Genomic DNA, 24,313 nt, shown 5'->3' with positions numbered 1-24,313 from the left:
GAAGATCACTCAGGCTGAGCGGAACGCCGGAGGACGGCACCCCCGCCCGCGTCAGCTCCCTAACGCCACTGGCCGTTCCGTTGTTGCTCAAGCCCCGATACCCGTGCCCCTTGAGCCGGGGTGGGGCACGGTGTCGGGAGGGGCGTTCTCCGGCGTCGACGGCCGCTGTGGCGGAAGGGCGTGAGCGTCTCAGGGACGCTCAGAGAAGTCCTCGTGATGCGCAGGGGTCGGCTCGCTCCAGCCTCTCGCGTTCGGTGATGAGGTCCTCCCTCAGCCAGCGGCGGCGGGTAACACTCAGAGCAGCAGGTCAGAAGCATTTTTGGCTGGTCTGGCCGACGAAGGTCCGGGTGATGTCGTCCGATTTTGCGTGGACTACAGGCCGACGCCTCGCATGGCGTTGTCGCGCCAGCGGTCGACGGCGCGGATGTAGCGCAGGACGACCGGGGAGGCGGGGGCCCAGCGGCCGTGCTTGGCGATGACGGAGACGGGGACGCCCGCGGCGTAGGCGACGGTGGCACCGCCGGCGCGCAGGCTGTGCGCGGTGAAGGCCTCCGTGCCGGGGACGGCGGCGCGGACGGCGAGGTCGCGGACGATGACGTTGACGGTGTCGGCGCCCAGCCGGGGGCCGAGGTTGCCGTGCCGGTCGACGCGGCGCAGCAGCCGCCCGGAGGTCTCCCCCGCCTCGGCGAGTACGGCGATCCAGTCGCTCCAGACGGCGACCGGGTCGGTCAGGGGGTGGCTGCCGCGCGGGATGGCGATGGTCTCGCCGTGGCTGTCCTTGTCGGTTTTGGAGGTGCGGATGGTGACCTCCAATCCGTCGGGAACCTGCCGAACGTCGTCGTAGGTCAGGGCGATGAGTTCGGAGCGGCGGCCCATCAGGGCCAGGCCCAGCACCAGCAGGAGCCGGTCGCGCAGGCCGATCCGGGTGTTCAGGTCGCAGGCGCTGACCATGGCGCGCAGCGCGTCGATGCCGACCGGTGGGGCTTCGCGCTGGCCGCGGGTGCCGGTCTCGGCGCGGGCGCGTTTGTAGGCGCGCAGCGCCAGGCGGGCGGTGTCGGTGGCGGGCTGGTTGGGGTGGCCGGCCAGGCGGTGCATGGTGCGCACGCAGGCGATGGCCTGCTCGATGCTGGCCGGAGCTCGATCGGCCGCGCACAGCGTCTCGACGTACTCGGCCAGTGTGTTGCCGGTGGCGGGCAGCTCGATCCGGCCGTGCTCGATGCACCAGGTGGAGAAAGCGGCCCATTGGCGTTCATATGCGCGCCGGGTGTTGGGGGGACGCCGTCGGCGATGCGGGCCCGGGCCTCGTCGCTGAGCGCGTAGTCCGCCGCGGTGTACTGCCTCTCACCGGTAGTTACCGGGCGCCAGGTGGCGCGTCTACCGTCGTCGGTCATGCCTTTCGATCAGTCGGTGGCGTGGCTGCGGCGGCATCGGGCGCTGTTGCCAGGGGTGACGGTGCTGGACCGGCTGGCTGAACCGCGCCGGACCGCGACGCTCAGGACGTGCTCGCGGGCTTGTCGTTGACCGACCCGGTGGAGCAGCACTTGGCCGGCAAGCTGCTGGCGTTGGATTGGGACGCTACGCCATCTCCTCTTCCGCCCCCCCCGAGCAAGGCCTGCGACAGCTCGGCGACGTCCCCGATCTCCCCTGGTCGTGATCGTGGCGGAACCGCCCGGGACCTTCAGCGGAAGGAGCGGCGGTAGGCGGCCGGGGTGGTGCGCAGGGCGGTGTGGAAGCGGCGGCGGAGGTTGACCGCCGAGGAGAGGCCGACGCGGGTGGCGATGGTCTCGACGGGCAGGTCGGTCTCCTCCAGCAGGGCGCGGGTGGCGGCCAGGCGGCGTTCCAGCAGCCAGCGGGCGGGTGGGACGCCGAGCTGGTCGGCGAACTGGCGGGTGAGGGTGCGGGGGGAGACGCCCGAGTAGGCGGCCATGTCCTCGACGGTGATCTGGTCGGGCAGGCGCGAGAGGAGCCATTCGAGCAGGGGGGCCAGGGAGTCTGGCATGGGGCCGGTGGTGGGAAGGGGAGGGTACTGGCGCTGGCAGCCCTCGCGGTGAGGACCGGCGGCGAGCTGGCGGCCGATGCGCATGGCGTGGGCCGCGCCGTACTCCTGGAGGACCTGGTGAAGGCAGAGGTCGAGGGTGGCGGCCGAGGCTCCGGCGGTGGCGACGTCGCCGTGATCGACGTAGATGACGGTGTCGTCGGGGATGACGCGGGGGTGGCGGGCGGCGAGTTCGTCGGAGAGTTCCCAGTGGACGGAGGCGCGGCGGCCGTCCAGGAGGCCCAGGGCGGCGGGGATGAAGATTCCGGCGCAGACGGCGACGATGCGGGCGCCTCGGGCATGGGCTTGGGACACCGCGTGGAGTACGGCGGGCGAGGGGGTGAGGGTCCAGCCCGCGATGACCACGGTGTCGGCGTCGTCGAGGGCCTCGAGGCCGCTGTCCACCTGGATGGGGACGCCGAGGGTGGTGGGGAGGGAGCCGGGGTGTTCGGCGCACAGGCTGAAGCTGTAGTGCTGGGGGATGTCGGGGCCGTGGTAGCCGAAGACGGCTGAGGCGGAGGTGACCGGGTAGACCTCCTGGTTCGGGGCGACCAAGGCGACCACGCGATGCGGGCTGGGGGGCGTCGGGGGCGTTTCCGGGCAATCCAGGGGCATGGCGCAAATGTACTCAATGATGTCATTTGGGACACCGGTGCTCTGGTCTGGAAAAATCCAGAATTGGGGCTCATGTGGACGAGGAGCTTCACCCTCTACTTCGGGGCCCGCACGATCTCGCTGCTCGGTGACGCGATGATGCCCGTCGCCTCGGCGCTGGCGATCGGGAAAGTCTATGGGATCGCGGGCGTCGGCTACGTGCTCGCGCTCTGGACCGCGTCGGCTGTGCTGGTCATGTTGTTCGGCGGGGTTGTCGCCGACCGGATCGGCGCCCGGCGCTTGATGATCGGCGCGGACGTGGTCAGGGTCGTCACCCAGGGGGTCGTGGCTGTCGCCTTCCTGGATGGTGCTCCGCCGTACGCCCTGTTGCTGGTGATGGCGTTCTTGTCGGGCATGGCCGCCGGGATGTTCGAACCGGGCGTCAACGGCATGGTCCCCCTGGTCGCCAAAGATCCGCAGCGGGCCAACGCGACGCTGAAGATCGCCGAGGCGGTCACCCATCTGGCGGGTCCCGCACTGGCTGGAGTCCTCATCATCGTCGCCGGGCCGGTCTTCGTCTACACGGTGGACGCCGCGACGTTCCTGGTCAGCGGGGTGTGTCTGCTGCTGGTCCGGGTCACCGTACCCAGGCCGGAGCCCTCCAACGTGTCGAGCGACCTGCGCAGGGGCTGGGAGGAGTTCAAGGCCAGGAGCTGGATGTGGTCGGTCATCCTGGTCTGGGTGTTCTGGGGCGTTCTGGTGGTCGGACCGTACGTGCCGCTGTCGTCGCAGGTCATCGGGGCCGACTACGGCTGGGTGATGGCGGCGCTCGGCCTCGGCACTGTGCTGGGCGGGCTGGTGGCGATCAGGCTCAGGCCGCGCAGGCCGCTGGCGGCCGGGGCGGTGGCGCTGAGCGGGTACGTGGCGGTGCCGCTGACGGTCGCGCTCGGGCTGCCGCTGCCGCTGCTGATGGCCGGGCATCTGCTCGGGGGGTGCGCGTTGGCGTTCTGGTCGGTGATGTGGTCGACCAGCGTGCAGACGCAGGTCGCGCCGGACGTGGTGAACCGGGTCAACGCCTACCAGGTGGCCGGGTCGGTCGCGGGCATGGCAGTCGGACAGGCGCTGGCCGGTCCGGTCACCGCGCTGGTCGAACCGCGCGCCTTCATGCTGGGGTCGGCCCTGGTGACGGTCGGCGTGGTGGCGGCGCTGCTGTTGATCAAGCCGGTCAGGCGGCTGGGCTGGGAACCTCAGGAGGCCGGAAGCCAGTCGATCTCGGTCCCGGCCAGCTTGTTGACATAGTTGGCCATCGCCTGCAGTTGGACGTAGGCGGCGAACAACGGCGTGTAATCCTCAGGCCGCTCGCCGTGCCGGAACAACCCGGCGTCCTGGGTCATTGCGTGATCCTGGCGAAGCCGACAACGAAGAAGCCGAGGACCGCTGACGGCGCCCCTTGTCCGTGCCCTTCCCACTGCGGCCCGTCCCCGGAATAGAGCGGATGTCAGCTCGCCAGCAGCGCGGTCTTCTCCCCTCGCTGCTGGGGGTCGGTTACCTGGCCGCCTACTGCTCCCTGATGTCCTGGCAACGACGGCGACTCACCACTGATACATCAGTACAAGATTAAATTTTTCGAAGCTCATGACATTTTTGTCAATGACGTCTCGACATGGTGTGGTGTGCCATCTCGCTTCTGACAGGAAGGTCAGATAGGAACTGATCATGAGGATGCGTGTGGTCACGGTGGCCTATGTGCTGCCCTTTGCCTTGGTCGCCGGATGCGGTCTAGAGCCTGTACGAGGTTCGGATCTTCAGGCCGGTCAGAGGCTTCGGATCCACAAGACGGCTCCGCGTAGGTGCAGGCCTGCCAGATAGCTGTCGGGCGTCTTGTCGAACCGGAAGGCCAGCCCACGCCACTCCTTGATTCGATTGATGCACCGTTCCGCTGTGTTGCGCTGCTTGTAGAGATCGGGATCATGGCTGACCGGGCGTCCGCCGCGAGAGCCGCGCTTCTTGCGGTGGGCCGCCTGATCGGCCTTCTCCGGAATGACCGCCTTGATTTGGCGTCGGCGCAGGTAGGCGCGGTTGCCGCGGGAGGAGTACGCCTTGTCAGCGGCAACCGCGCCCGGCCTGGTGCGCGGACGGCCGATCGGCAGGCGGATCTTGATGTGCTCCAGTACGGCGCGAAACTGCGGGCTGTCTCCGGCCTGGCCGGGAGTCAGGACGAAGGACAGCGGACGGCATCGATGGTCAGCCGACAGGTGCACCTTGCTGGTCAGCCCGCCCCGCGAGCGGCCCAGCCCGGCCGCCTTCAGCCGGAACCGGTGCCGGCGGCGTATTCGCCGTCGGCCGTCCCCACCTCCGCCGGGGTCGCCGTCGCGGGCGCTTTGCCCCTTTCGCATAGCCCCTTTTCTCGCTCGGCGGCCTCTTGCAGCGCCGCAGCCAACTCGCCCCTCAAGACCATCCCGGCGGCGTGGTGGTGCGCGCGGGCGGTGGTGGAGTCCACGCTCACCAGGTCGAGGTCAGCCTGCCCACGAGCCGCGGCCTCGGCGATCATCGCCTGCATCAGCCGCTCGAAGACGCCGTTCAGCGCCCAGGAACGGAAGCGGTCGTAGGTGGTGGACCATGGCCCGTACTCGACCGGCAGGTCCCGCCATGGGCTGCCGGTACGAAACCGCCACATCACCGCGTTGAACTGCTGCCGAAGGTTCGGGATCGGGCCTCACTCACCCAACGGCAAGTGAGGCTCGATCAAGGACCATTCCTCGTCGGTGAGGTCTCCACGCGCCATGCCCGGTGGCCTATCAGGATCGCCGACCGCACCGCAGGCGATCCTTCTGATCTCAACTTCGTACAGGCTCTAGCTGAGCGTCGTGCAATTGGGCAGGGTGGCAAGGGGCGACCACGGTCACTCATGACCGGCTCCGCGCGCAGGTCAGCGGCTCTGACTGGCCGTGATCATGCGGTTTCCAAGCTGACAGCGCGGGTTCGATTCCCGTCACCCGCTCCACTGTGATGTCTCAACACATCGGAAACCCTCGAACCTACGGGCTCGAGGGTTTCCGCTTGTTCTGGGGTTGGTAGTCGCGGCTGGGATCGATGTTCAGCTCGCACTCGCAGAGGAGTCCTCCGGTGGCGGCGTTGACAACCCGGACCTGGAGGTCGGCGAGCAGGACGACGTCGGTTCGGGCGTGGGTTCGTCCGATGCCGATGTGGTGGAGCCGTCCGTTGAGCGCCTATAGGGGACGCGTCCAGAAGCCGGTACGACAGGTCGAGGTCGATCAACGGCCGGGCCCGGGCACGCCGTGTCGTCATAGACGATCCCCGGGGGTTCCTGGAGCCGCATCACGCCATCAAGCCCGATAACCCGGTGCGCGCCGGAGAAGGTGCTGCTGCCAGACCTGGTTTTCCTCGAAGTGGTTGTCGTAGAGGTCCTGGGCTTCGAGGATGCTCTCCAAGGCGGCCTCGCCCTTGGCGACGCGCTGCAGTTGGCGGAAGTACTCGAAGCGCTCTATTCCGGGCGTGACGACGATCAGCAGATCGGCCTCGGTTCCGGGGGCGGCGGCGAAGGCGTGGACGGCGCGGGGCGGGACCACGACCAGGTCTCCCTGCTCCGCCGTGAGGACGCGTTCTCCGGTGAGGATCTCGGCCGTCCCCTGCAGGACGTAGAAGAGCTCGCTGGCCCTGGTGTGATGGTGCGGCGACGCTCCCGCGGCTCCCTGCCCGAGGGTGATCCGCTGAGCGCTGAGAGCTCCCCCAACCTGACTGCTGTCGGCATACAGTCGCCCGGTCACCTGGGCGGTCGTGAGGATCTCGGTCTCCGCCTCTCGTACCACCACGACGTCATGGGAGGAAACAGGTAGTGACATATGACAGCGCCCCTTTCGTCGTCGCCAGAGTGCCCCTCTGCGGCGACGTTGCCAACACCTTCGGAGTGAGCCGGATGGTCGCCTGACGCCGCCCCCTCGCACAGCTGTTGCCGTGCAGTCGCACTACCTCCCGCGGGGTGAGCGAGGGATCGTGGTGCAGGATCCGATCCTCCATCACGCGGATGCGAGGATCGGGGTCGAGACCGAAGGCCTCGGCCATCTGCCTGCGTCCTTCGGCGATGAGGGACAGCGCGTCCGCCTGCCGGCCCGCCTGGTAGAGCGCGTGCGCGGTGAGCGCACGCAGCCGCTCCCGGTACGGGAAGGCCGCCAGCAGCCGTCCCAGTTCGGGGACCAGCACAGGGCCGAGCCCCTGAGCCAGATCGGCCTCCGCCGCCTCCTCGATGAGGCCCCTGTGCAACTCGGCCAGGTAGTGCGCCTCGTCACGGATCCATGGCCCGTCGGGAAAATCCTTTAGCGGCGCCCCGCGCCACTCGGCGAGTGCCTTGCGCAGATAGGCCGACGCCTGCGCGCTGTGGCCCGCGGCGAAGAGCTTGCGGCCCTCCTGTGCCAGGATGCGCACCCGTCCGATGTCCAGGGACTCCTGCCGGACGGTCAGGCGGTAGCCCCTGGAGCGCCTGGTGAGGATCTCGTAGTCGCCGCGTCGCTCCGTACCCGGCTCGAGGATCCGGCGCAGCTTGGACACGTACGCATGCAGGCTGTTCACGGCGACGCGACTGTTCGCGGTCTCCGGCCAGATCACGTCGATGAGCTGCTCGATGTCGATGGTCTTATCTGCCCTGAGCATCAGCGCGCCGAGCACCATGCGCTGCTTTCTGGGGCCGAGATCAAGCGACGTGCCGTCAGCCGCCAGCACCGCCGTCTCACCGAGTAGCCGGAAGTCCATGATCTCCTCCATGAATGACGGAAGGCCCCTGGCCGGGGCCTCCCTCGGCCGGCCTGAATGAGAGCGGTTACTGTGCGGGACGGCCGATGAAGCTGGTCCGGTTCCGCTCAGCGATCTCGGTGATGAGCGGAGCCAGTTCCTCCATCGCGCGCCCGGGGGGAACGTTCGCGTCGAGGTCGGCGAAGAGCTTTCCGGTGCCGTCGGTCAGGCTGAAAGCCAGGAACTTCGCGGCCTTGCTGCGCACCTCGATGGTGTGCACGGCACCAGTGGGTACCGTGATCGACTCGCCGGGGCCCATCTCGTACCGCTTGGAGCCCACCTGAACTGACATCCTGCCGTGCAGCATGTAGTACGACTCAGGCCAGGGGTGCCGGTGCGGCGGGACGAAGCTACCTCGCTCGCCGTCGATCTCGAACAACTCGTACTCACCATTGGTGTGCTCCGCGCCGACCTTCACCGTCGCGGTGCTGTCGACCGTGAACAGCTCCCTGCCCTCGCCGGCAAGGCTGTGGTGAATCTGCTGGGACATCGAATCTCCTTCTGTGACACTGGGGTCGCAGTCCCCGGTGCTACCGGCATTGCGCTCTCACGTTAAGAACCAGGTGCGGCTGCGCTCCATCCCACGCGAAGGGGGATCTCGCCCGGCCGGCACCCCCAGGAATCTGGGATGGTGGCCGGCGGAGGACTCTTCGATACTGGGACCATGGTGAACCAGGCACGGGCCTACGAGGCCAGGCGCGCCCTATCCGCCGTCGCGGCGGCCGGCCTGGGCCCGGCCGACGTCCAGCAGGAGGCGATCGACGTGGTCGGCCAGGTCGTGCCGTACGACGCCACCTGCTGGGCGGCTGTGGACCCGCAGACCATGCTGCCCACCGGTTCGGTGACGGTCGACCTCAACCCCTCAAAACAGCAGGAGGCACTGTTCGCCGAGATCGAGTACGGTCCTTCTGACTGCAACAGCTTCGCCGACCTCGCGCGGAGGCAGGTCCCCATCGGCCGGCTCTCCGACCAGCCGTTCGGCGAGGTCGTGCGCAGTCGGCGCGTCAACGAGCTCTACAAGTCCATCGGGGTGGCCTTCGACCTACGCGCGTCCTTCGTCAGCGACGGTGCCTGCTGGGGGATCGCCGGCCTGATGCGCGGCCCTGGCGGACCCGACTTCTCCACGGCCGAGGCAGACTTCCTGGCCTCGGTCGCTCCGCTGATCGGCATAGCGCTGCGGACGGCGAACAGGAGCAGGATGCCCGGCACCAGTGCGTGCTCCGGCGGCCCGGTCGTGATCGTGCTCGATGCTGGCGGCGAGTTCAAGGGCGCCACGCCCGCCGCCCTCGAATGGCTGGAGGCCTGGGAGGCGACACGCCCCGGCTGGCTCAACGTTGCACTGCAGGCGGTGGCCGCCGCGCTGTCCGGTTCCCCTACCGGCGCGGCCTACGCCCGCATGCGTGACATCTCGGGGACCTGGGTCGCGCTCCGCGCCGCGCAGTTGATGCCCCTGGACTCGTCGGCCGAGCGGGTGCTCATCACCGTCGAACCGGTGCCCGCCGACGAGGTGATCGGCATTATGCTGACCTCCTACGCCCTCACCGCGCGGGAGCGAGAGGTGTGCGAGGAGGTCCTCACGGGCCGTTCCACCGCCGAGATCGCCGATCGGTTGCATCTGTCGGCCTACACCATTCAGGACTACCTCAAATCGATCTTCGCGAAGGTCGGCGTGCGCAGCCGCAACCAGCTCGTCGGTCGTCTCCGCGGTTCCTAATCCAGGGACAGGAAGCTAGCGATGGAGCGTCGATCGCGTTTGACGACGTCTTCGGTCATCTCTTTCGATCAGAGGGTCGGGTCGGGGCAAGTGAGGCTCGATCAAGGACCATTCCTCGTCAGTGAGGTCTCCACGCGCCATGGCGATGGCTTACCAGCATCAGAGCTCAAGGCGCAGGCGAATCCTTCTGATCTCAACTCCGTACAGTGAACCGCGCCGGGTTTCGTGGAGACTCGGCGCGGTTCACCTGCGGGGGTCCGCCGAACCGGCGACGCTGCGCTGCCTGGTCGACGACGGTGTCTCAGTCACCGAGGCCACCCGCACCCCCCGAAAACCGTTCGAGGCCCGAGGTTAAAGAACACGCTTAGCCGACGTCGCGGCGGCGGAAGCCGTACAGGCCGGCGATGGTCAGCGCCGCGGCGATCGCGGTCATGGCCACCAGCGGGGTCGCCGAGACCTCGCCGCCCGGCAGTGTGGGCAGGTGGCTGAAGGGTGACAGGTCCAGCAGCACCTGGGGCAGCTCCAGTAGCGCGCCCACCTGGCCGAAGAGCAGGAACAGCGCCAGGACCGCCCATGCCGCGGCGGCCAGGCGGGGCAGCAGGCCGAACAGGGCGAGGGCCAGTCCGGAGAAGGTCCATACCGCGGGGAGCTGAGCGAGAGCCGCGCCCAGCGTGGCAGGCAGGTGGGCGGCTATGTCTCCTGAGGCTGCGCCGTACGACAGACCGACGGCCAGGCCGGTCACAGCGAGGACCACCGCCGGGCCGAGCATGGCGAACAGCGTGTGGCCGGCCGCCCAGCCGACGCGGCTGACCGCGGTGGCCAGCAGCGGCTCGGCGCGGGCGAGGCTCTCCTCGGTGCGCAGCCGCAGCGCGGCCTGGATGGCGTAGCCGGACACGGCGATGCCGAAGATGCCGATCAGCACGGCGATGAACAGGTCGGCCGGGTCGGTTCCGCCGCCGAGCCTGTTGAGCATCTCCGTGATCTGGGCGTTTTGCCGCAATGCGGAGGAGGCGGCGTTGGCGGCGCTGCCGATTACCGCGCCGAAGACGGCGAAGCCCGCGCACCAGGCCAGCAGCAGCCCGCGGTGCAGGCGCCAGGCCAGCGCGAGCGGGCCGGCCAGGCTGGGCGCGGCCTGCGCTGGACCCGGCCTGGGCGGTAGCAGGCCAGCCGCGACGTCGCGCCGGGCAGCCAGCGCGTAGGCGGCGTAGCAGGCCACGGCGATGAAGGCGGCGAACAGAGCCAGCGGCCACCATTCCTCGTCGGCGAAGGGGCGCAGTTTTTGCCCCCAGGCGATGGGCGACAGCCACGACAGCCAGGAGGCGTCGGTGGTGTCACCGGCCATCCGCAGCAGAAACGCCAGCCCGAGAGCGGAGAGGCCGATCACCCGAGCCCCGGAGGCGCTCTCGGTGAGCTGGGCGGCCACCGCGCCGATCGCGGCGAAGGCGATGCCGACCAGGGCGTAGTCGAGCCCGGCCGCCAGTGCGCCGGCTACCGGATACGTCCCGGCGAGGGAGCCGGCCACGATCAGACCGGCGATCACGTTGGCCGACGCGACGACGATGAGGGCGGCGGACAGCGGGGCGTGGCGGCCGAGCACGGTGGAGCCCAGCAGCTCGCGGCGTCCGCTCTCCTCTTCTGCCCGGGTGTGCCGGATTACCGTGAGCAGGCTGGCCAGGCCGAGGATCACCGGAACGAATCCGGCGCGCCACACGCCCAGCGCCGCCACGTGCCAGTCCAGCAGCGGGCCGTACAGGGCGAAGAAGGCCGGAGTGGCACGCATGGAAGCGGCGAAGGCCTGCAGCTCGGCGTCGGTGGAATAGAGCCCGCCGATGGCGGAGATCTGGGTGACGGGCATGATCGCCAGCAGGAGCACCCAGATCGGCAGGATCACGCGGTCGCGGCGCAGAATCAGCCGGACCAGCGCTCGCGTGCCCGTCATCAGCTGTCCACCCGGGCGTAGTGGCGCATGAACAGCTCTTCCAGCGTCGGCGGCTGGCTGGTCAGCGTGCGCACGCCCACGCTGGTCAGCTGGCGCAACGCCGCGTCGAGCTCGTCGGTCGTCACCTGGAAGGTCACCCGGTTGCCGTCGACACGAAGGTCGTGCACGCCGTGCAGGCCGTTGGGCGACCCGGCCAGCTCCGCGGTGATGGTGGTCCTGGTCAGGTGGCGCAACTCGGAGAGGGTGCCGGTCTCGACTATGCGGCCGTCGCGGATGATACTCACCCGGTCGCACAACTTCTCGACCTCGGCCAGGATGTGGCTGGACAGCAGGATCGTACGGCCCTGCGCGCGTAGTTCGCCGACGCACTGGGTGAAGACCGCCTCCATGAGCGGGTCGAGCCCGGAGGTCGGCTCATCCAGCAGGAACAGCTCGACGTCGGAGGCCAGCGCGGCCACCAGGGCGACCTTCTGCCTGTTGCCCTTGGAGTAGGCGCGGCCTTTCTTGCGCGGATCCAGCTCGAAGCGCTCGATCAGCTCGGCCCTGCGCCGGGGGTCCAGGCCGCCGCGCAGCCGTCCCAGCAGGTCGATGACCTCGCCGCCGGACAGCCCCGGCCAGAGGGTGACGTCGCCGGGCACATAGGCCAGGCGGCGGTGCAGCTCGACGGCGTCCTTCCACGGGTCGCCACCGAGCATGGAAGAGCTGCCCGCGTCGGCACGCAGCAGCCCGAGAAGGACGCGGATGGTGGTGGACTTGCCTGCGCCGTTCGGGCCCAGGTAGCCATGCACCTCACCGGCCCTGACCTCAAGGTCGAGGCCGTCCAGTGCGGTCGTCCGGCCGAACCGTTTGGTCACGCCGGACATGGAGATGACGTTGCTCACGCTTTAGAATGTACATAGCCTTCACAAGTTTGTGAAAGATATGAAGACACTAAACTACGGATCCTTGACGCGGGGTGAGAGGAGCAGGATGAGGGACGAGGAAGCGGTGCGTCAGTTCGTCGAGCGGCTCAGCCGGATGCTGGCCGACTGGGGCTTCCCGCCGATGGCGGGCCGGGTCCTGGTGACGTTGTCGGTCGCGGAAGAGGACACGCTGAGCGCCCCCGACCTGGCCGAACGCCTCGACGTCAGCCCGGCCGCCATCTCCGGCGCGGTCCGCTACCTCGTCCAGCTGGGAATGGTCGCCCGAGACCCGGTGCCCGGATCCCGGCGCGACGTCTACCGGCTGGTCCACGACAGCTGGTGGGAGGTCGCGCTGACCAAGGTCGGCCTCTACAAGACCCTCGCCGACATGGTCGACGAGGGCATCGAGGCGCTCGGCGGACCGCAGACCCACGCCGGGCAGACCATGACCGAGCTCCGCGATTTCTACCTGTTCATGCACCGGGAGATCCCCCTGCTGCATGACAAGTGGCGCGAGACGCACTAGCCGGTGGTTTGTTAGGGCGGGGCGTAGAGGTTGAGGGGTCGTCCTGTGGTGACGGCTGTGACCAGGGCTTGGAGTTCAGCGGGCGGGGGCCTGGTTGACCAGCTGCGCCACCAGCGTTGCAGCAGCGCGCAGGGGGTCAGCCAACCGCGGACGTAGCGGGCGGCCCTGGGCCGGCACAGTGGCACGGACGGCCGTAGCGATGGGCCCCCTCTCTCCGCCGTCGGCGTCGGCCGGGGTGAGCGGGAGATGTGGTGGCGGGACCGGATCGGCGGGCCAGGCATGCCAGCAGAAGGTGAACGCGCACATCACCAGGGCCCAGTGGCGGCGGATCGCGGCATCGCAGCGAACCTGGAAACCGGCCCAGCCGAGTTCGTCCTTGACCTGCTTGTAACCCTGTTCGATCCAGGTGCGCAGGCCGTAAAGACGCACGATCTCGGCCAGGCCGGCGGCCAGGAAAGACGAGAGGGCAGCACGCGGACCGCCGGGGCGGGGCAGGTTGGTGGCCAGGTACCAGGTGGCCTTGGCCGGCAGCGTCGCCGGGTCGGTGGTCGCGACGATCAGCCGGACCGCCTGGTGCGGGCCGTAGCCGCCCAGCACCGCGTCGGCGGCCCACCACACGGTGGTGTGGCCGTCGCGAAACCGCCGTACGACCTTGGTCCAGGCGCCCGGCGCTTGGGGACCCCCAGGCAAGCTCGCGGCGGCGTCGATCGGCGTGTGCACCTCATCGGCCGGGCCCAGGAGCCCTTATGCGGCTTGAGCGCGAGCACGAACGGCAGCCCAGCGGCCCATAGCTCAGCGGTGAAGGCCGCATTGTCGCCGTAGGCGCAGTCGGCCACCAGCGCCCGAAACGGCACGGCGGCGGCCTGAGCTCGGCCCGCGGGAGCGGCCGCGAGCTGCGGCTTGGTGTGAAACGCCGGATCGCTACGGCTACCAGGCAGCCGACCCGCGGGGGTGTAGGGCACCACGTGCAGCGGATAGTAGACCCGCTCGTCGGCCCAGAGCGTGGTCACCGCCACGATTCCGTTCTCGATCTTCCCGACCGAGCCCAGATACTGGTGCTCGGTGTGCGCGGTGGCGGTGCCGTCCTTGCGGTCCCCGGTGTCATCGACCACCAGCACCCCGCCCGCATGCGGCGCGGTCACCGGATCGGCCCGCAGCAGCTCAAGACGCCGGGCGTTGACCTTCTCGTGGTCCCACGGCGAATCCGACTCAGAAGAACTGCAGCCGCTGCACCGCCGCGTTCTGGGCCCCGGCCACCGGATCCGCACCGGCCAGGGCAGTCAGCGTCTTGTTGCGGTCCCGCGGTAGCAGCAGCCCGGTCAGATATTCGCGAAACCCCCGGCGCTGCGCGAGCGAGCACCACAGATCATCGAACCGGGCCGCGTACTCCTCCAACGGACCCGGCGCCGGCGGACACGGACGTCGCGCGGTCGCCATCACGACCACCCCCGAACAGCAGCGACCACCCCTATCCACCGGCTTATTGCGACATCAGCCCCATATCAACAAACCACCGACTAGGCGGGATCCACCCCTGACGATGATCAGCCTTTCCCCGCCGTGCCTGTTCGACCGAGCCGCAGCGAACCGGAGCAGGCCGATAACCGTCCCGGGACAGGGTCTCGCCCGGCGTAGGCGTCAATCACGCGTCAGGGTTTCGCCGACCGGCGTCCAGATCCCGTATCGGTCGCGCTTGTCCGGCTTACCCCAGCCATAGCGTCGCTTTTGCACGAGTTCTCCCAGGAGGAAGCAAATGTCAGAAGTGCCGCTATTCGTCCCGATCTGGCAGGGCCGGTTCAGCGTCTCGTTGCGGCTGTTCCGCACGGCCGCGGGCAGGAAGACCGCAGTGGCCTTCTCCTCTGCATTGTGTCTGGCCGATGTGCTCGGTACCGAGCAGCAGTGGATGTGGCTCAGCGAGCCCGCCCTGCGCGGCATGATCCGGGACCTGGACGTCATCGGCATCGTCATCGACCCCGCCGGGACGATGATCCCCTCCGTCGCCGGAGCCGCGTGATGTGCACCCTCGAACAGGACCTCGCGAACCAGAGCACCGACAGGTCGCGCGGCCCCTGGTCGGCGACGACCCTTTTCCCGGACACCGGCGACGCCACGACCGGCGACACGTCGCTTACGGAGATCGCCCGCCGCTACGGCACCCCGGCCTACGTCGTCGACGAGGCGGACGTGCGGCAGCGCTGCCGCGACTATGTCACCGCCTTTCCCGGCGCAACCATCGCCTACGCGGCCAAGGCGTTCCTGTGCAGGGCGATGGCCACCTGGATCCGGGAGGGAGGGCTCAGCCTCGGCGTCTGCTCGGCCGGCGAGCTGGCCATCGCCCGCTCCGTCGGTTTTCCCGCCGAACGGATCATCTTCCACGGCAACGCCAAGACCCCCCGGGAACTCCACGACGCGGTGGAGTACGGGATCGGCCGCCTTGTGGTGGGCAACCTCACCGAGATCCCGCGGATAGCCGCGCTGGTCCCCGTGGGCCGGCGGCAGAAGGTGCTGGTCCGTGTCATCCCCGACGTCGAAGCCGGGGCGCACCCCGCGATCCGCGCCGACGGCGAGGACCAGAAGTTCGGCCTGTCGATCGTCGCCGGTGAGGCGGGCGCCGCGGTGACGCGGGTCCTGGAGCAGCCCGGCCTGGACCTGGTGGGACTGCACTGCCATCTGGGCTCCCAGATCAGTACGGTGGAGCCGTATGAGCAAGCGGCTCGGATCATGGTGCGGCAGCTCGCCCACATCCGCGACACGCACGGCGTGGTCCTGCCCGAGCTCGGCCTCGGCGGTGGCCAGGCGATTGCCTATCGTGAGCGGGAGCACGAACTCGACCTGCACCACTACGCCCGGTCTGTCACCACAGCAGTCGCGGAGCGGTGCGCCGGGCTCGGCCTCGCGGTGCCCCGGCTGACCGTAGAGCCGGGCCGAGCCATCAGCGGGTCCTCCGGGCTGACCTTGTACCGAGTGATCGCTGTCAAGCGTGGCGGCAGCCGGATCTTCGTCGCGGTCGACGGCGGGATGAGTGACAACCTCCGCCCCACGCTGTATGGGGCGCGCTACACCGTCCGGATGATAGGCCGCCGCTCGCGCGAGGCCATGCGCGAGGTCACCGTGGTCGGCCACCACTACGAGTCCGGTGACGTCGTCGCCGATGATGTGCCGCTTCCCGTGGACGTCCGCCCGGGTGATCTGCTGGTGGTGGCCGCCACCGGCGCCTACCACCATTCCATGGCCTCCACCTACAACCTTATCGGCCGGCCACCCGTCGTCGCCGTGGCGGATGGACAGGCCCGCCTCGTGGTCCGCCGTGAAGAACCGGAAGACCTTCTCCGGCGTGAGGTGGGGTTGTGACGCACTCCGGCGGCCCTCCCTTCCTGCCCACCCTCATCGGAAGGAGCATGATGAAACCCCCGATGTTCCGCCCGGAGGGCCTCGTGCTCCTCGCCCTGATCGTCATCGTCACCGCACTCACCCTGGCGATCGAACTGCTCCCCTGACCCGCTCAGGGGCATCGCGCGGCGGATTCGGCCTGAACTCGATGGTCCTGCTGCTCGTCATGGGCCTGGCTCTCCCCGCCGGGCGTCCGCACCGGGCATCTGCACCGGCTGTCCGCGGGCGGCCTCGAGAACACGGCCTGGGCGGTGCGGGCAGCCGTCGTGCCGCCCGGATCCGGCGCCCGTCGCGGGCGGACATCCACCGCCCATGGGGAATGTGCGGGCTTGCCGGCGCGGCGGGCATCGGCTTCCCGGCGAGCTGTTTCACCGACCGGATCTGGCCTCGGCCGGGGCCGGCCTTGAGACTCCGCTGAGCCGACGAGGAGACTTCTCGGCCCGGTTTCGCGCCCGCCAGATCACCTCGCGCACCGGCCCGGTGCGCCGCCTGGCGGCCGGTTCACGGCAGGGCGCCCGCGGCGCGGGCATCGAGCAGGATGAGGACGGTCAAGAAGACGATCCAGGCGACGACGACGGCCAGCAGGAGCCTGCTCTGGGAGGGTCTGCGGGTTTTCACAGCCATCCGCTCCTGCGCAGCAGCCGGTGGACGATGATCACGGCGACGACCATGACACCCAGGGTGAGCGGATAGCCCAGCAGCCAGTGCAACTCGGGCATGTAGTCGAAGTTCATGCCGTAGATTCCGGCGATCATGGTGGGCACAGCGATGAGGGCCGCCCAAGAGGAGATCTTGCGCATGTCGGCGTTCTGCTGCATGGCGACCTTGTTCTGCTCGCGGCCCACCAGCGCCAAATGAGCGCTCAGGGCGCTGGTGAGCAGTTCGTTGTGGTCATCGACCTGGGCGTCGATGCGCAGCAGGTGGTCCAGGACGTCGCGGAACTGCTCGCGGGTGTGGGCGCACAGCTCCACCCGGCCTTTGACGATCTCCTCCAGCACCGGCACCAGGGGGTCCTGGGCGGTGCGGAACTCCAGCACCTCACGTTTGAGGGAGTAGATGTCGGCGGTGACGTCGGCGTGCTCACCGCTGAAGACTTTGCGCTCCAGCGCGATGAGGTCGTGCTCGACCTCGTGGGAGATCTGGGAGTAGGTGTCCACCACCTGGTCGCAAATCGCGTACAGCACCCCGGCCGGGCCGGCGGTCAGCAGGGCGGGATCGGACTCGATGCGTCGGCGCACCCCGGTCAGCGCCCCGGCCTGGCCGTGGCGGACGCTGATGACGAAGTCGGCGCCCAAGAACAGGTTGAGCTCCCCGGCCTCGATGTCGGAGGTCTGCTCCAGGTACAACAGCGGTTTGAGCACGACGAACAGGGTGTCGTCGTAGCGCTCGAGCTTGGGCCGCTGGTGGGCGTGGATGGCGTCCTCCACCGCCAGGGGGTGCAGCCGCACCTCGCTGGTGATCAGGTCGAACTCCTCCTGGGTGGGCTCGTGCAGGCCGATCCACAAAAAGCAGTCGCCCCGCTGCCGGGCGGCGCTGAAGGCGTCGCTGATGTCGCCATCGATGGTTTCGCGCACGCCGTTGCAGTAGATCGCCTTGTCCACAATCACATCCCACATTGTGGCGCATCCTGCAATCTGCCCATCTCGGCCGAAGGCGGTGCGGGGTTCGGTGATCTGTTCCACCCTTGAGGCGGACGCTTCGCTCCCGGCCGGGTGTTCCTAACTTGCTTCGCAAAGGGCGGCGGGTTCGAACGGCCCGGCCGCCCGGCTCGTCCCCCGACAGCCCTTCGGCCGGTGCGCGGCCGACTGTCCAGTCCGGAGCGGACGAGCGCAGCGAGGACGGGCCGGACTTGGCGGGCGGCAAGCAGCGGCCCGGCACGGCCTGTCCCGCCCTGGCTCAGGGGGCGTGGACAGGCCGTGTGCCCAGGCAGAATCACACACCATGCCCCTCGGCGACAACGACGACGACGTCATCCACCCCATCACGCTGCCGGTGCGCGACTGGCTGACGATCGACGCCACCCTCGACAACCAGGCGTCCATCCTGTCCGGCATCGACGACGATCAGATGGGCGCGTTGTCGCGCAGTTTCAGAACGGCTTGGCATAAGCGTTGTTCTCGGGCGTCGCGACCTGCGGAAACACGATCGTCGCCGTCTCCTCCTGGACCAAGACCTTCACCGACCCCCGTCTCTGCGCCGCGATCGTCGACCGGCTCACCTTCGGCGGCAATATCATCGAGACCGGAACCGACTCCTACCGATCGTTATCTAGGGTTGTAGGGCCCTTCCAGCAGGTCAGAGGAAGATGATCTCTTCTTTCACGTAGGCCAAGTTGGAGTCCTGGTCGGTCAGGCTTCTGCAAGGAGTCTCGGGAGTTCGCGCATGTCGTCGAAGACCGTGGTGTTCGGTCCTTCGAGCCATTGCGCCGGTGTGAGTCCGCCGGCGTAGCCAAGGGCGCGCATACCGGCTGCGCGGGCTGCTTGGATCCCATATTGGCTGTCCTCGACGACGATGCAGGCCGAGGGGTGGACGCCCATCTGCTTGGCAGCGTGCAGGAACAGGTCGGGGGCCGGTTTGCCGCGGGCGACCTCGCTTGCGCTGAAGATGCGGCCTTCGAAGTATGGGTAGATCCCGGTGTGACCCAGCGTGTGGCGCATCGTGTCGTGACTGCCGCCCGAGGCGACGCAGCTGGGATGCGTGAGGGTGTCGAGGACTTCGAGGATGCCGTCGACCGGGGTGAGTTCGGCATCGACGGCCGCGCGGTGGAGTCGCTCGAATCTCTCCCACCAGAGCGCGGCCCGGCTCGGCCCTACTCGGGAAGTGATTTGTTCACCGTTGGACACGGGTGACCGGCCGATGAACTTTTCGATCACCTCGGCTTCGGTCAGCGGCCAGCCCAGCTCGGCACCCACGGCGACATGGGCGCGGACGGCTATGTGTTCGCTGTCGACGAGCACGCCGTCGCAGTCGAAGATGACGAGCTCAATCGGAGTGATCATCTGGACAGGCTAGGGAGAAGTGGTCGTCCGTGTCAGCTGCATGATCCGATGGCCGGTGCGCGGGGAGTGGGGAGACGGACACCGCGGGTCGAAGTATCGGCGACCCCGCGGAGCCTGCGGAAGCCGGCGAGTTCTTCAACGCTCTGCTCTGCTTGGGTCAGTCGCCGCCAGGCCCTGGCCCGGCTGGCCGCGCAACATGAAGAGATCGTCGGAGACTTCGTCAACCTGACGCCGGCTCGGTGAGCCGGGCTTCCAGCTCGGTGATCATCTGGGTCAACAGGCTGGTGTTCTGGTGCCGGACCACCTGCGGGCCGACCGTGTCGATGCCGGACACCTTCGTGATGCACTCGTCGGCGGCTTGGGCCATCGTGGCGAACTCCTTGCGGGCGATCGAACGGGCGTTGCCGGCCTCGAAGGTGGTGGCACGGCTGCTGCCCGCCCACCGCAACCCCACCGCCACCCGGGTGGACCTGCTCAGCGTGCTGCTGTCGCTGGCCACCCTGCTGCCGGTCGTCTACGGCGTCAAAGAACTCGGCAAGGACGGCCGCGGGGGCGTCGCGGTGGCCGCCATCGTGATCGGGGCCGCGTTCGGCGCCTGGTTCGTCGTGCGCCAGCTGCGCCTGCCCGAGCCGCTGCTGGACGTGCGGCTGTTCGCCAACCGCGTGGTCGGCGGCGCCCTGGGCGTGTTCCTGCTCGCCGCGACCGCGCTCGGCGGCACCTACCTGCTCATCACCCAGTACCTGCAACTGGTGGAAGGGCTGTCGCCGCTGCAGGCGGGCCTGTGGGTGCTGCCCGCAGCGGCGCTGCTCGTGCTCGTCTCCACGGTCTCACCCATCCTGGCCCGGCGCTTCCGCCCGGGACGTCTCATCGCGGCCGGGCTCACCGTCCAGGTGATCGGCTACCTGATGCTCACCCAGGTCGGCGCCACCGGCGGACTGCCGCTCCTGGTCGCGGGCTTCATCGTCCTCTACCCCGCCGTCGCCCCCTCGATGGCGCTGACCACCAACCTGGTCGTCGGCTCGGTGCCGCCGCAGAAGGCCGGCGCCGCCTCCGGACTGGCCACCACCTGCAGCGACCTGGGTATCTCGCTCGACATGGCCACCCGTCGGCCCATCGATCTCCTACTCGACCGTCAAGCCAATACCCTTGCCGACTGGCTCCACCGCCACCCCGAGGTGGAAGTGATCTGCCGCGACCGAGCCAGCGCCTATGCCGAAGGCGCCCTCAAGGGCGCACCCCAGGCGATCCAGTGCGCCGATCGCCGGCACCTGTGGCACAACCTCATCCAGGCGGTGGAACGCTCAGTCGCCCGGCACCGCTCCTGCCTGAGCGAACACCAAAACGACACGCCTGAACCTGAACCAGGGACCCCACCGCAGCCTCCTCGGCCGAAGGGCTCCACACGGTTCGCCGACCGCACTCGCGCCAAGCACGCCAGAATCCATGAACTGAAGGCGGCAGGGCACAGCCTTCGAGGGATCGCCCGCCAGCTCGGCATGGGCCACAACACCGTGATCCGCTACGCGCACGCCGCCACACCCGAGGAACTGCTCTGGGGGCAGTGGACGAACAAGCCGAGCACCGTCGACGACTTCAAGCCCTACCTGCACCAGCGCTGGGAAGAAGGCGAACGCAACGCCACCCGGCTGCTCAAGGAGATCACCGCGCTCGGCTACCGTGGCAGCTACGCCGCGCTCAGCGACTACCTGCGCCCCCTACGCGCACCACACCCCGTCGCACCGCCGGCACCCTCCGTCCGCAAGGTCACCGGCTGGATCACCACCCACCCCGAACGGCTGCAGGAATCCCATCGGCTCCAGCTCAAAGGTGTCCTGTCCCGATGCCCGGAGCTGACCGCGCTCATCAAGTACGTCCGCTCCTTCGCCATCATGCTCACCCAACGCCAGGGCCAGGACCTTCCTGGCTGGCTCGCCGCGGCGAAGACAGACGACCTACCCTGTCTTCACGCCTTCGCCAACGGCCTGGAGCGGGATCTCGACGCTGTCACCGCCGGCCTCACCCTGCCCTGGAGCTCAGGCCCGGTGGAAGGTCACGTCAACCGGATCAAGATGATCAAACGCCAGATGTTCGGCCGAGCTGGCTTCGCGCTCCTCCGCAAACGCGTGCTCCTCAGCAGCTAACGCCCATCACACACCGTCACCACTTCATGGACTTTGCGCCAGACCCGAATTGCATCTACGGGATGCCTTCCTGACAGTGAAAACGGAACCCTAGACAATTCTCATTTTCCCTGGTCAGAAAGGTATTCTCACTTCAACTCACCGACACTCTCCTGCTCGTGCTCGCGCTGACTGTCGCCTGAGTACGACCGGTGCAGCCCGTCCAGCACGAGGGTGATGACACCGTCGGCCTCGGCCCGCCAACCGGGGCGGTCATGGGCCGCACCGATGCCATGCAGTGCCATCATGACGGCGCCGGCACCCACGTCGTCGCGGACGGCGCCGTCCTTCACGGCGGCGGCCACCAGGTCGGTGACAGCCTGCTCCAGCGCCCGACTACCCTCGGCGAGCTCATCTGAGCCGGTGGCCATGAGCGTGGCCAGCGTCCGGGCGAGGCCCTGATGGGCATCCATGTAGCCGACCATGCCACGCAGGAAGGTCGCCAAGGCCTCCTCCGCGGGCAGTGTGGCCTGCAACTGGCGGGCGCGGTCGCACAGCGTGGCGACCTCCTCGTGGTAGACCGCCTCGGCCAGTGCCTCCCGGGTGGGGAAGTGGCGGTACAGCGTGCCGGTGCCCACACCGGCCAGGCGGGCGAAATCATCGAAGCGCAGGTCGAAGAAGCTTCCGGCGTCGAAGACCTCTCGTGCCTTGGCGATCAGGGCATCGCGGTTGCGTTGGGCGTCGGCCCGCAGCGGCTTGTCGGCGGTCATGCGCTACCTCGCGTTGACAAATGGAGATGACCTCCATATTTTGGAAAGTGGAGATGGCCTCCAAATCGATCGTACCCCACGAGGTGCAGCGTGAAGATCCTGATGTTCGGCCGAGGCGTGATCGCCACCTTCTACGGCTGGGCCCTGCAACAGGCGGGACATGACATCGAGTTCTACGTCCGGCCGGGCCGCGCGGCGACGTACGGGGACGCGGTGGACCTCGACCTGCTCGATACGCGGCGCCGGGTGTGGGGGCAGCGCGTCGTCCAGAAGTGGCCGGTGCGCTACCGCGAGGCGCTGGAGCCAGACCACGACTTCGACCTGATCGTGCTGAGCGTGCCGCACCACCGCCTCGCGGAGGCGACGGCCTTCCTGTCCCCGCGTGTCGGCCAGGCCACGGTGCTGGTCTTCGGCAACATCTGGACCGAGCCGCTGGCCGCGATCGGCGCACTCCCTGTCGACCAGATCGCCTGGGGCTTTCCCCAGGCCGGTGGCGGTTTCGGCGCGGACGGCGTGCTCCGTGGGGCGTTGCTGCCGTCGGTCATCTTCGGCACCTTCGGCCAGCCGCCGACCGAACGTGAGCGGGCCGTGCGCCAGGCGTTTCGCGAGGCCGGGCTCCGGCTTAAGGAGCAGCCTGACTTCCGCGGCTGGCTGTGGGTCCATTTCGTGTCGGATGCCGGCCTGTTCTCGCAGGGCCTGCGGCTGGGTTCCTTGTCCAAGCTGGCCGGGGCAACGGGCGACCTGCGCGAGGGGCTGCTGGCTGGCCGCGAGCTGCTGCCGCTCCTCAAGGCGCGCGGCGTTGACCTGCGACGTCACCGGGGCGGTGTGCTACCGTTCCGTGCGCCCACCTGGCTGACGGCCCCCGCGCTCGCCTGGCTGCTCGCTCATTTCGCGCCGGCGCGCGTGAATTTCGAGGCGCACTCCGACCCCGAGGCCGAGGAGCCGCGTGAGATCTGCCGAGACACCCTGGCGGAAGCACGCCGGTTGGGCGTCGCGGTACCGCGACTGGAGGCGGCGGAACCGAGCTTCGCCCGCAAGGTTGGCTGAGTGAGCGGCTACTTCCCCGCAGTTCCGCTGTGATCATCCTCGGCGACGAGGGGTAGAAACATCGACGACCTCGTCCCACGCCGGGTGCATCTCCTCAGCCATCCGCGCATCCTTCGAAAGAATCGGCCAGTCTCCACGAAGGACTGGAACACGGACACTGCGCCGTGGACATCCTCTCCCACGTCGCCTCCGCCCGGTCGCTCACTTACGTCAACGACCTCCTCCACGCGCTGACCCCCGGGACACAGAAACCAGCGTGCGCCAGTTCCGCCACCGCATACGCCAAGAGCTCCGCATCCCCGCATAGAGCCACGGCCGCGCCCGCGAGCACGCCCCAATTCCCCGCGGCCAGGCGGCGCTCACCGCTGCGCCACAACGACTTCCTGGACAGAGGTTTCTGGACGGCATCGTGCCCGGTCACTAGAGTGTCCAGAAAAGTAGACGTTTCTGGACGCCGCTGGGAAGGTGGCTGATGACCGTCTGGGCGTACGCACGGGTCTCGACGCGTGACCAGAACCCACAACTCCAGCTCGACGCCCTGGCGGCCAGCGGCTATGACGAACTGGTCATGGAAAAGGAATCGGGCAAGCGCGGTGTCGCGCGACCGGCGTGGGAGGCGCTCTTGGCGCTCCCCAAAGCGGGCGACACGCTGAAGTTCTGGAAGTCCGACCGGTGGGGCCACTCCGCGGGACACGTCCTGACCACGGTCAACGAGGTGCGCGACCGCGGCATCACGGTGGTGTCGCTGACGGAGAACTTTGATCTGGCCACCAAAGAGGGCCGGTTCATGTTCGCGGTCCTGGCCGCAGCCGCGGAATACGAGCTGGAGCTGCGCGCCGAGCGCCAGGCCGAGGGAATCGCCGCCGCCAGGCGTCGCGAAGCCACCGGTGCCATGCTGCCCGGCAAGAAGAAGACCGGACGGCCGCGCGTCATCGGCCCCGCCGAGCTGGCCACACTACGCCGTCTGGTCGACGACGGTGTCTCGGTCACCGAGGCCGCCCGCACCCTCAAGATCGGCCGCTCCACCGCCTATGCGGTACTCGCGGGACGCTGACCCCAGCAACTATCTCCGTATCCCACTTTGCCCGGGGCACCCCAGCAAGATCATTCTCATCGATAACGGCTGTCCGCAGGTTCCTCAACCCCGAACTCATCGTCATCGGCACCAACGAGGGCCTGGCCGCCGCCCGCGCCCGCGGCCGTATCGGCGGACGCCCTAGCGTCGCCACCGAGGAAGTCATCCGCGCCGCCCGCGACCTGCTGCCCGACCCCGGCCGCTCCATCACCTCGATCGCGAGGCTACTGGGCGTCTCCCCGGGCACGCTCTACAACCACATCCCCGACCTCCGGGAACTCCGGGCGGGCGTAGTGCCCCGCCAGCTCGAAGCCCCCACGAAGTAGGCGAACCCCAGCAAGATCGTTCTCACCGGGATTTCCTGTACGCCAATTACTCACACCCGGTCTCCGGCTG

23 protein-coding genes and 2 pseudogenes are annotated in these 24,313 nt (G+C 68.7%); 9 read left to right on the top strand and 16 right to left on the bottom strand.

What is annotated here, in order from left to right; genetic code table 11:
* Nucleotides 1-372 precede the first annotated feature (372 nt).
* Both ABT061_RS40790 and ABT061_RS40785 read right to left on the bottom strand, forming a co-directional pair.
* Nucleotides 373-1,095 (bottom strand): tyrosine-type recombinase/integrase, encoded by a 723-nt coding sequence (locus ABT061_RS40790; protein ID WP_350928346.1) that lies wholly within the window; start codon nt 1,093-1,095, stop codon nt 373-375.
* 583 nt (nt 1,096-1,678) lie between these two features.
* Nucleotides 1,679-2,599 (bottom strand): GlxA family transcriptional regulator, encoded by a 921-nt coding sequence (locus tag ABT061_RS40785; RefSeq protein WP_350928331.1) that lies wholly within the window; start codon nt 2,597-2,599, stop codon nt 1,679-1,681.
* A gap of 123 nt (nt 2,600-2,722) precedes the next feature.
* On the opposite strand from ABT061_RS40785, the gene ABT061_RS40780 reads away from it, so the two are divergent.
* Entirely contained in the window at nt 2,723-3,928 is a 1,206-nt protein-coding gene (locus ABT061_RS40780; RefSeq protein ID WP_350928329.1) for an MFS transporter, read from the top strand.
* On the opposite strand, the gene ABT061_RS40775 is transcribed toward ABT061_RS40780, so the two are convergent.
* The 5 genes and pseudogenes from ABT061_RS40775 to ABT061_RS40755 all read right to left on the bottom strand — a co-directional run bounded on the left by ABT061_RS40775 (nt 3,877) and on the right by ABT061_RS40755 (nt 7,925).
* Nucleotides 3,877-4,023 carry a hypothetical protein gene (locus tag ABT061_RS40775; protein WP_350928327.1) on the bottom strand — a complete coding sequence of 49 codons (147 nt, stop codon included), beginning with the start codon at nt 4,021-4,023 and terminating at the stop codon, nt 3,877-3,879. The two genes, ABT061_RS40780 and ABT061_RS40775, sit on opposite strands and share 52 nt — an antisense overlap.
* Nucleotides 4,024-4,443: 420 nt before the next feature.
* Nucleotides 4,444-5,414 (bottom strand): annotated as a pseudogene (locus ABT061_RS40770) (IS5 family transposase).
* 562 nt (nt 5,415-5,976) lie between these two features.
* Nucleotides 5,977-6,462, bottom strand: a complete 486-nt coding sequence (locus tag ABT061_RS40765) for a cupin domain-containing protein (protein WP_350928325.1) — start codon at nt 6,460-6,462, stop codon at nt 5,977-5,979.
* A gap of 4 nt (nt 6,463-6,466) precedes the next feature.
* Nucleotides 6,467-7,396: an AfsR/SARP family transcriptional regulator gene (locus tag ABT061_RS40760; RefSeq protein WP_350928323.1), complete on the bottom strand. Its 930-nt coding sequence runs from the start codon at nt 7,394-7,396 to the stop codon at nt 6,467-6,469.
* A gap of 67 nt (nt 7,397-7,463) precedes the next feature.
* Entirely contained in the window at nt 7,464-7,925 is a 462-nt protein-coding gene (locus ABT061_RS40755) for a cupin domain-containing protein (protein ID WP_061253105.1), read from the bottom strand.
* Nucleotides 7,926-8,099: 174 nt separating this feature from the next.
* Here ABT061_RS40755 and ABT061_RS40750 point away from each other — a divergent pair, with 174 nt between their 5' ends.
* Complete coding sequence (locus ABT061_RS40750; RefSeq protein ID WP_350928321.1) at nt 8,100-9,149, top strand: helix-turn-helix transcriptional regulator; 1,050 nt, start codon at nt 8,100-8,102, stop codon at nt 9,147-9,149.
* A gap of 364 nt (nt 9,150-9,513) precedes the next feature.
* Here ABT061_RS40750 and ABT061_RS40745 read toward each other — a convergent pair whose 3' ends face one another.
* Nucleotides 9,514-11,088 (bottom strand): ABC transporter permease, encoded by a 1,575-nt coding sequence (locus ABT061_RS40745; RefSeq protein WP_350928319.1) that lies wholly within the window; start codon nt 11,086-11,088, stop codon nt 9,514-9,516.
* A complete protein-coding gene (locus tag ABT061_RS40740) occupies nt 11,088-11,951 on the bottom strand; it encodes an ABC transporter ATP-binding protein (RefSeq protein WP_502991585.1) in 864 nt (287 codons plus the stop codon). Before ABT061_RS40740 ends, ABT061_RS40745 begins: the two co-directional genes overlap by 1 nt.
* A 106-nt stretch (nt 11,952-12,057) precedes the next feature.
* Between ABT061_RS40740 and ABT061_RS40735 the strand changes: the two genes are divergently transcribed.
* Nucleotides 12,058-12,516, top strand: a complete 459-nt coding sequence (locus tag ABT061_RS40735) for a GbsR/MarR family transcriptional regulator (protein ID WP_350928315.1) — start codon at nt 12,058-12,060, stop codon at nt 12,514-12,516.
* A gap of 75 nt (nt 12,517-12,591) precedes the next feature.
* On the opposite strand, the gene ABT061_RS40730 is transcribed toward ABT061_RS40735, so the two are convergent.
* From ABT061_RS40730 to ABT061_RS40720, 3 genes are read right to left on the bottom strand one after another with little or no spacing between them, the layout of a single operon-like run.
* On the bottom strand, nt 12,592-13,134 hold the full coding sequence (locus tag ABT061_RS40730) for a hypothetical protein (RefSeq protein WP_350928313.1): 543 nt from the start codon (nt 13,132-13,134) through the stop codon (nt 12,592-12,594).
* Nucleotides 13,074-13,784 (bottom strand): IS701 family transposase, encoded by a 711-nt coding sequence (locus ABT061_RS40725; RefSeq protein ID WP_350928311.1) that lies wholly within the window; start codon nt 13,782-13,784, stop codon nt 13,074-13,076. Before ABT061_RS40725 ends, ABT061_RS40730 begins: the two co-directional genes overlap by 61 nt.
* Entirely contained in the window at nt 13,726-13,953 is a 228-nt protein-coding gene (locus ABT061_RS40720; protein ID WP_350928309.1) for a hypothetical protein, read from the bottom strand. Before ABT061_RS40720 ends, ABT061_RS40725 begins: the two co-directional genes overlap by 59 nt.
* A 316-nt stretch (nt 13,954-14,269) precedes the next feature.
* On the opposite strand from ABT061_RS40720, the gene ABT061_RS40715 reads away from it, so the two are divergent.
* Both ABT061_RS40715 and lysA read left to right on the top strand, forming a co-directional pair.
* Nucleotides 14,270-14,530, top strand: a complete 261-nt coding sequence (locus ABT061_RS40715) for an SAV_915 family protein (protein ID WP_350928307.1) — start codon at nt 14,270-14,272, stop codon at nt 14,528-14,530.
* Complete coding sequence (gene lysA, locus ABT061_RS40710; protein WP_350928305.1) at nt 14,530-15,867, top strand: diaminopimelate decarboxylase; 1,338 nt, start codon at nt 14,530-14,532, stop codon at nt 15,865-15,867. Before ABT061_RS40715 ends, lysA begins: the two co-directional genes overlap by 1 nt.
* 653 nt (nt 15,868-16,520) lie before the next feature.
* Here the strand turns inward: lysA and ABT061_RS40705 are convergent.
* Nucleotides 16,521-17,513 carry a magnesium and cobalt transport protein CorA gene (locus ABT061_RS40705; protein ID WP_502991584.1) on the bottom strand — a complete coding sequence of 331 codons (993 nt, stop codon included), beginning with the start codon at nt 17,511-17,513 and terminating at the stop codon, nt 16,521-16,523.
* A 537-nt stretch (nt 17,514-18,050) separates the two neighbouring features.
* Here ABT061_RS40705 and ABT061_RS40700 point away from each other — a divergent pair.
* On the top strand, nt 18,051-18,215 hold the full coding sequence (locus ABT061_RS40700; RefSeq protein ID WP_350928344.1) for an ATP-binding protein: 165 nt from the start codon (nt 18,051-18,053) through the stop codon (nt 18,213-18,215).
* Nucleotides 18,216-18,254: 39 nt separating this feature from the next.
* On the opposite strand, the gene ABT061_RS40695 is transcribed toward ABT061_RS40700, so the two are convergent.
* On the bottom strand, nt 18,255-18,905 hold the full coding sequence (locus tag ABT061_RS40695) for an HAD family hydrolase (RefSeq protein ID WP_350928301.1): 651 nt from the start codon (nt 18,903-18,905) through the stop codon (nt 18,255-18,257).
* 220 nt (nt 18,906-19,125) lie between these two features.
* Nucleotides 19,126-19,272, bottom strand: a complete 147-nt coding sequence (locus tag ABT061_RS40690; RefSeq protein WP_350928299.1) for a hypothetical protein — start codon at nt 19,270-19,272, stop codon at nt 19,126-19,128.
* Nucleotides 19,273-19,333: 61 nt separating this feature from the next.
* Between ABT061_RS40690 and ABT061_RS40685 the strand changes: the two are divergent.
* Nucleotides 19,334-21,046: pseudogene (locus tag ABT061_RS40685) on the top strand (ISL3 family transposase); the annotation flags it as partial.
* 128 nt (nt 21,047-21,174) lie between these two features.
* On the opposite strand, the gene ABT061_RS40680 reads toward ABT061_RS40685, so the two are convergent.
* On the bottom strand, nt 21,175-21,795 hold the full coding sequence (locus tag ABT061_RS40680) for a TetR/AcrR family transcriptional regulator (protein WP_350928295.1): 621 nt from the start codon (nt 21,793-21,795) through the stop codon (nt 21,175-21,177).
* A 90-nt stretch (nt 21,796-21,885) separates the two neighbouring features.
* On the opposite strand from ABT061_RS40680, the gene ABT061_RS40675 reads away from it, so the two are divergent.
* Together ABT061_RS40675 and ABT061_RS40670 are read left to right on the top strand one after the other, a co-directional pair.
* A complete protein-coding gene (locus ABT061_RS40675) occupies nt 21,886-22,842 on the top strand; it encodes a ketopantoate reductase family protein (protein WP_350928293.1) in 957 nt (318 codons plus the stop codon).
* A gap of 472 nt (nt 22,843-23,314) precedes the next feature.
* Complete coding sequence (locus tag ABT061_RS40670; RefSeq protein WP_350928291.1) at nt 23,315-23,896, top strand: recombinase family protein; 582 nt, start codon at nt 23,315-23,317, stop codon at nt 23,894-23,896.
* Nucleotides 23,897-24,313 lie beyond the last annotated feature (417 nt).

The organism is Streptosporangium sp. NPDC002544, assembly GCF_040295965.1.
GTDB lineage: Bacteria > Actinomycetota > Actinomycetes > Streptosporangiales > Streptosporangiaceae > Streptosporangium.
This window is presented reverse-complemented; position numbering and strand designations above follow the sequence as displayed.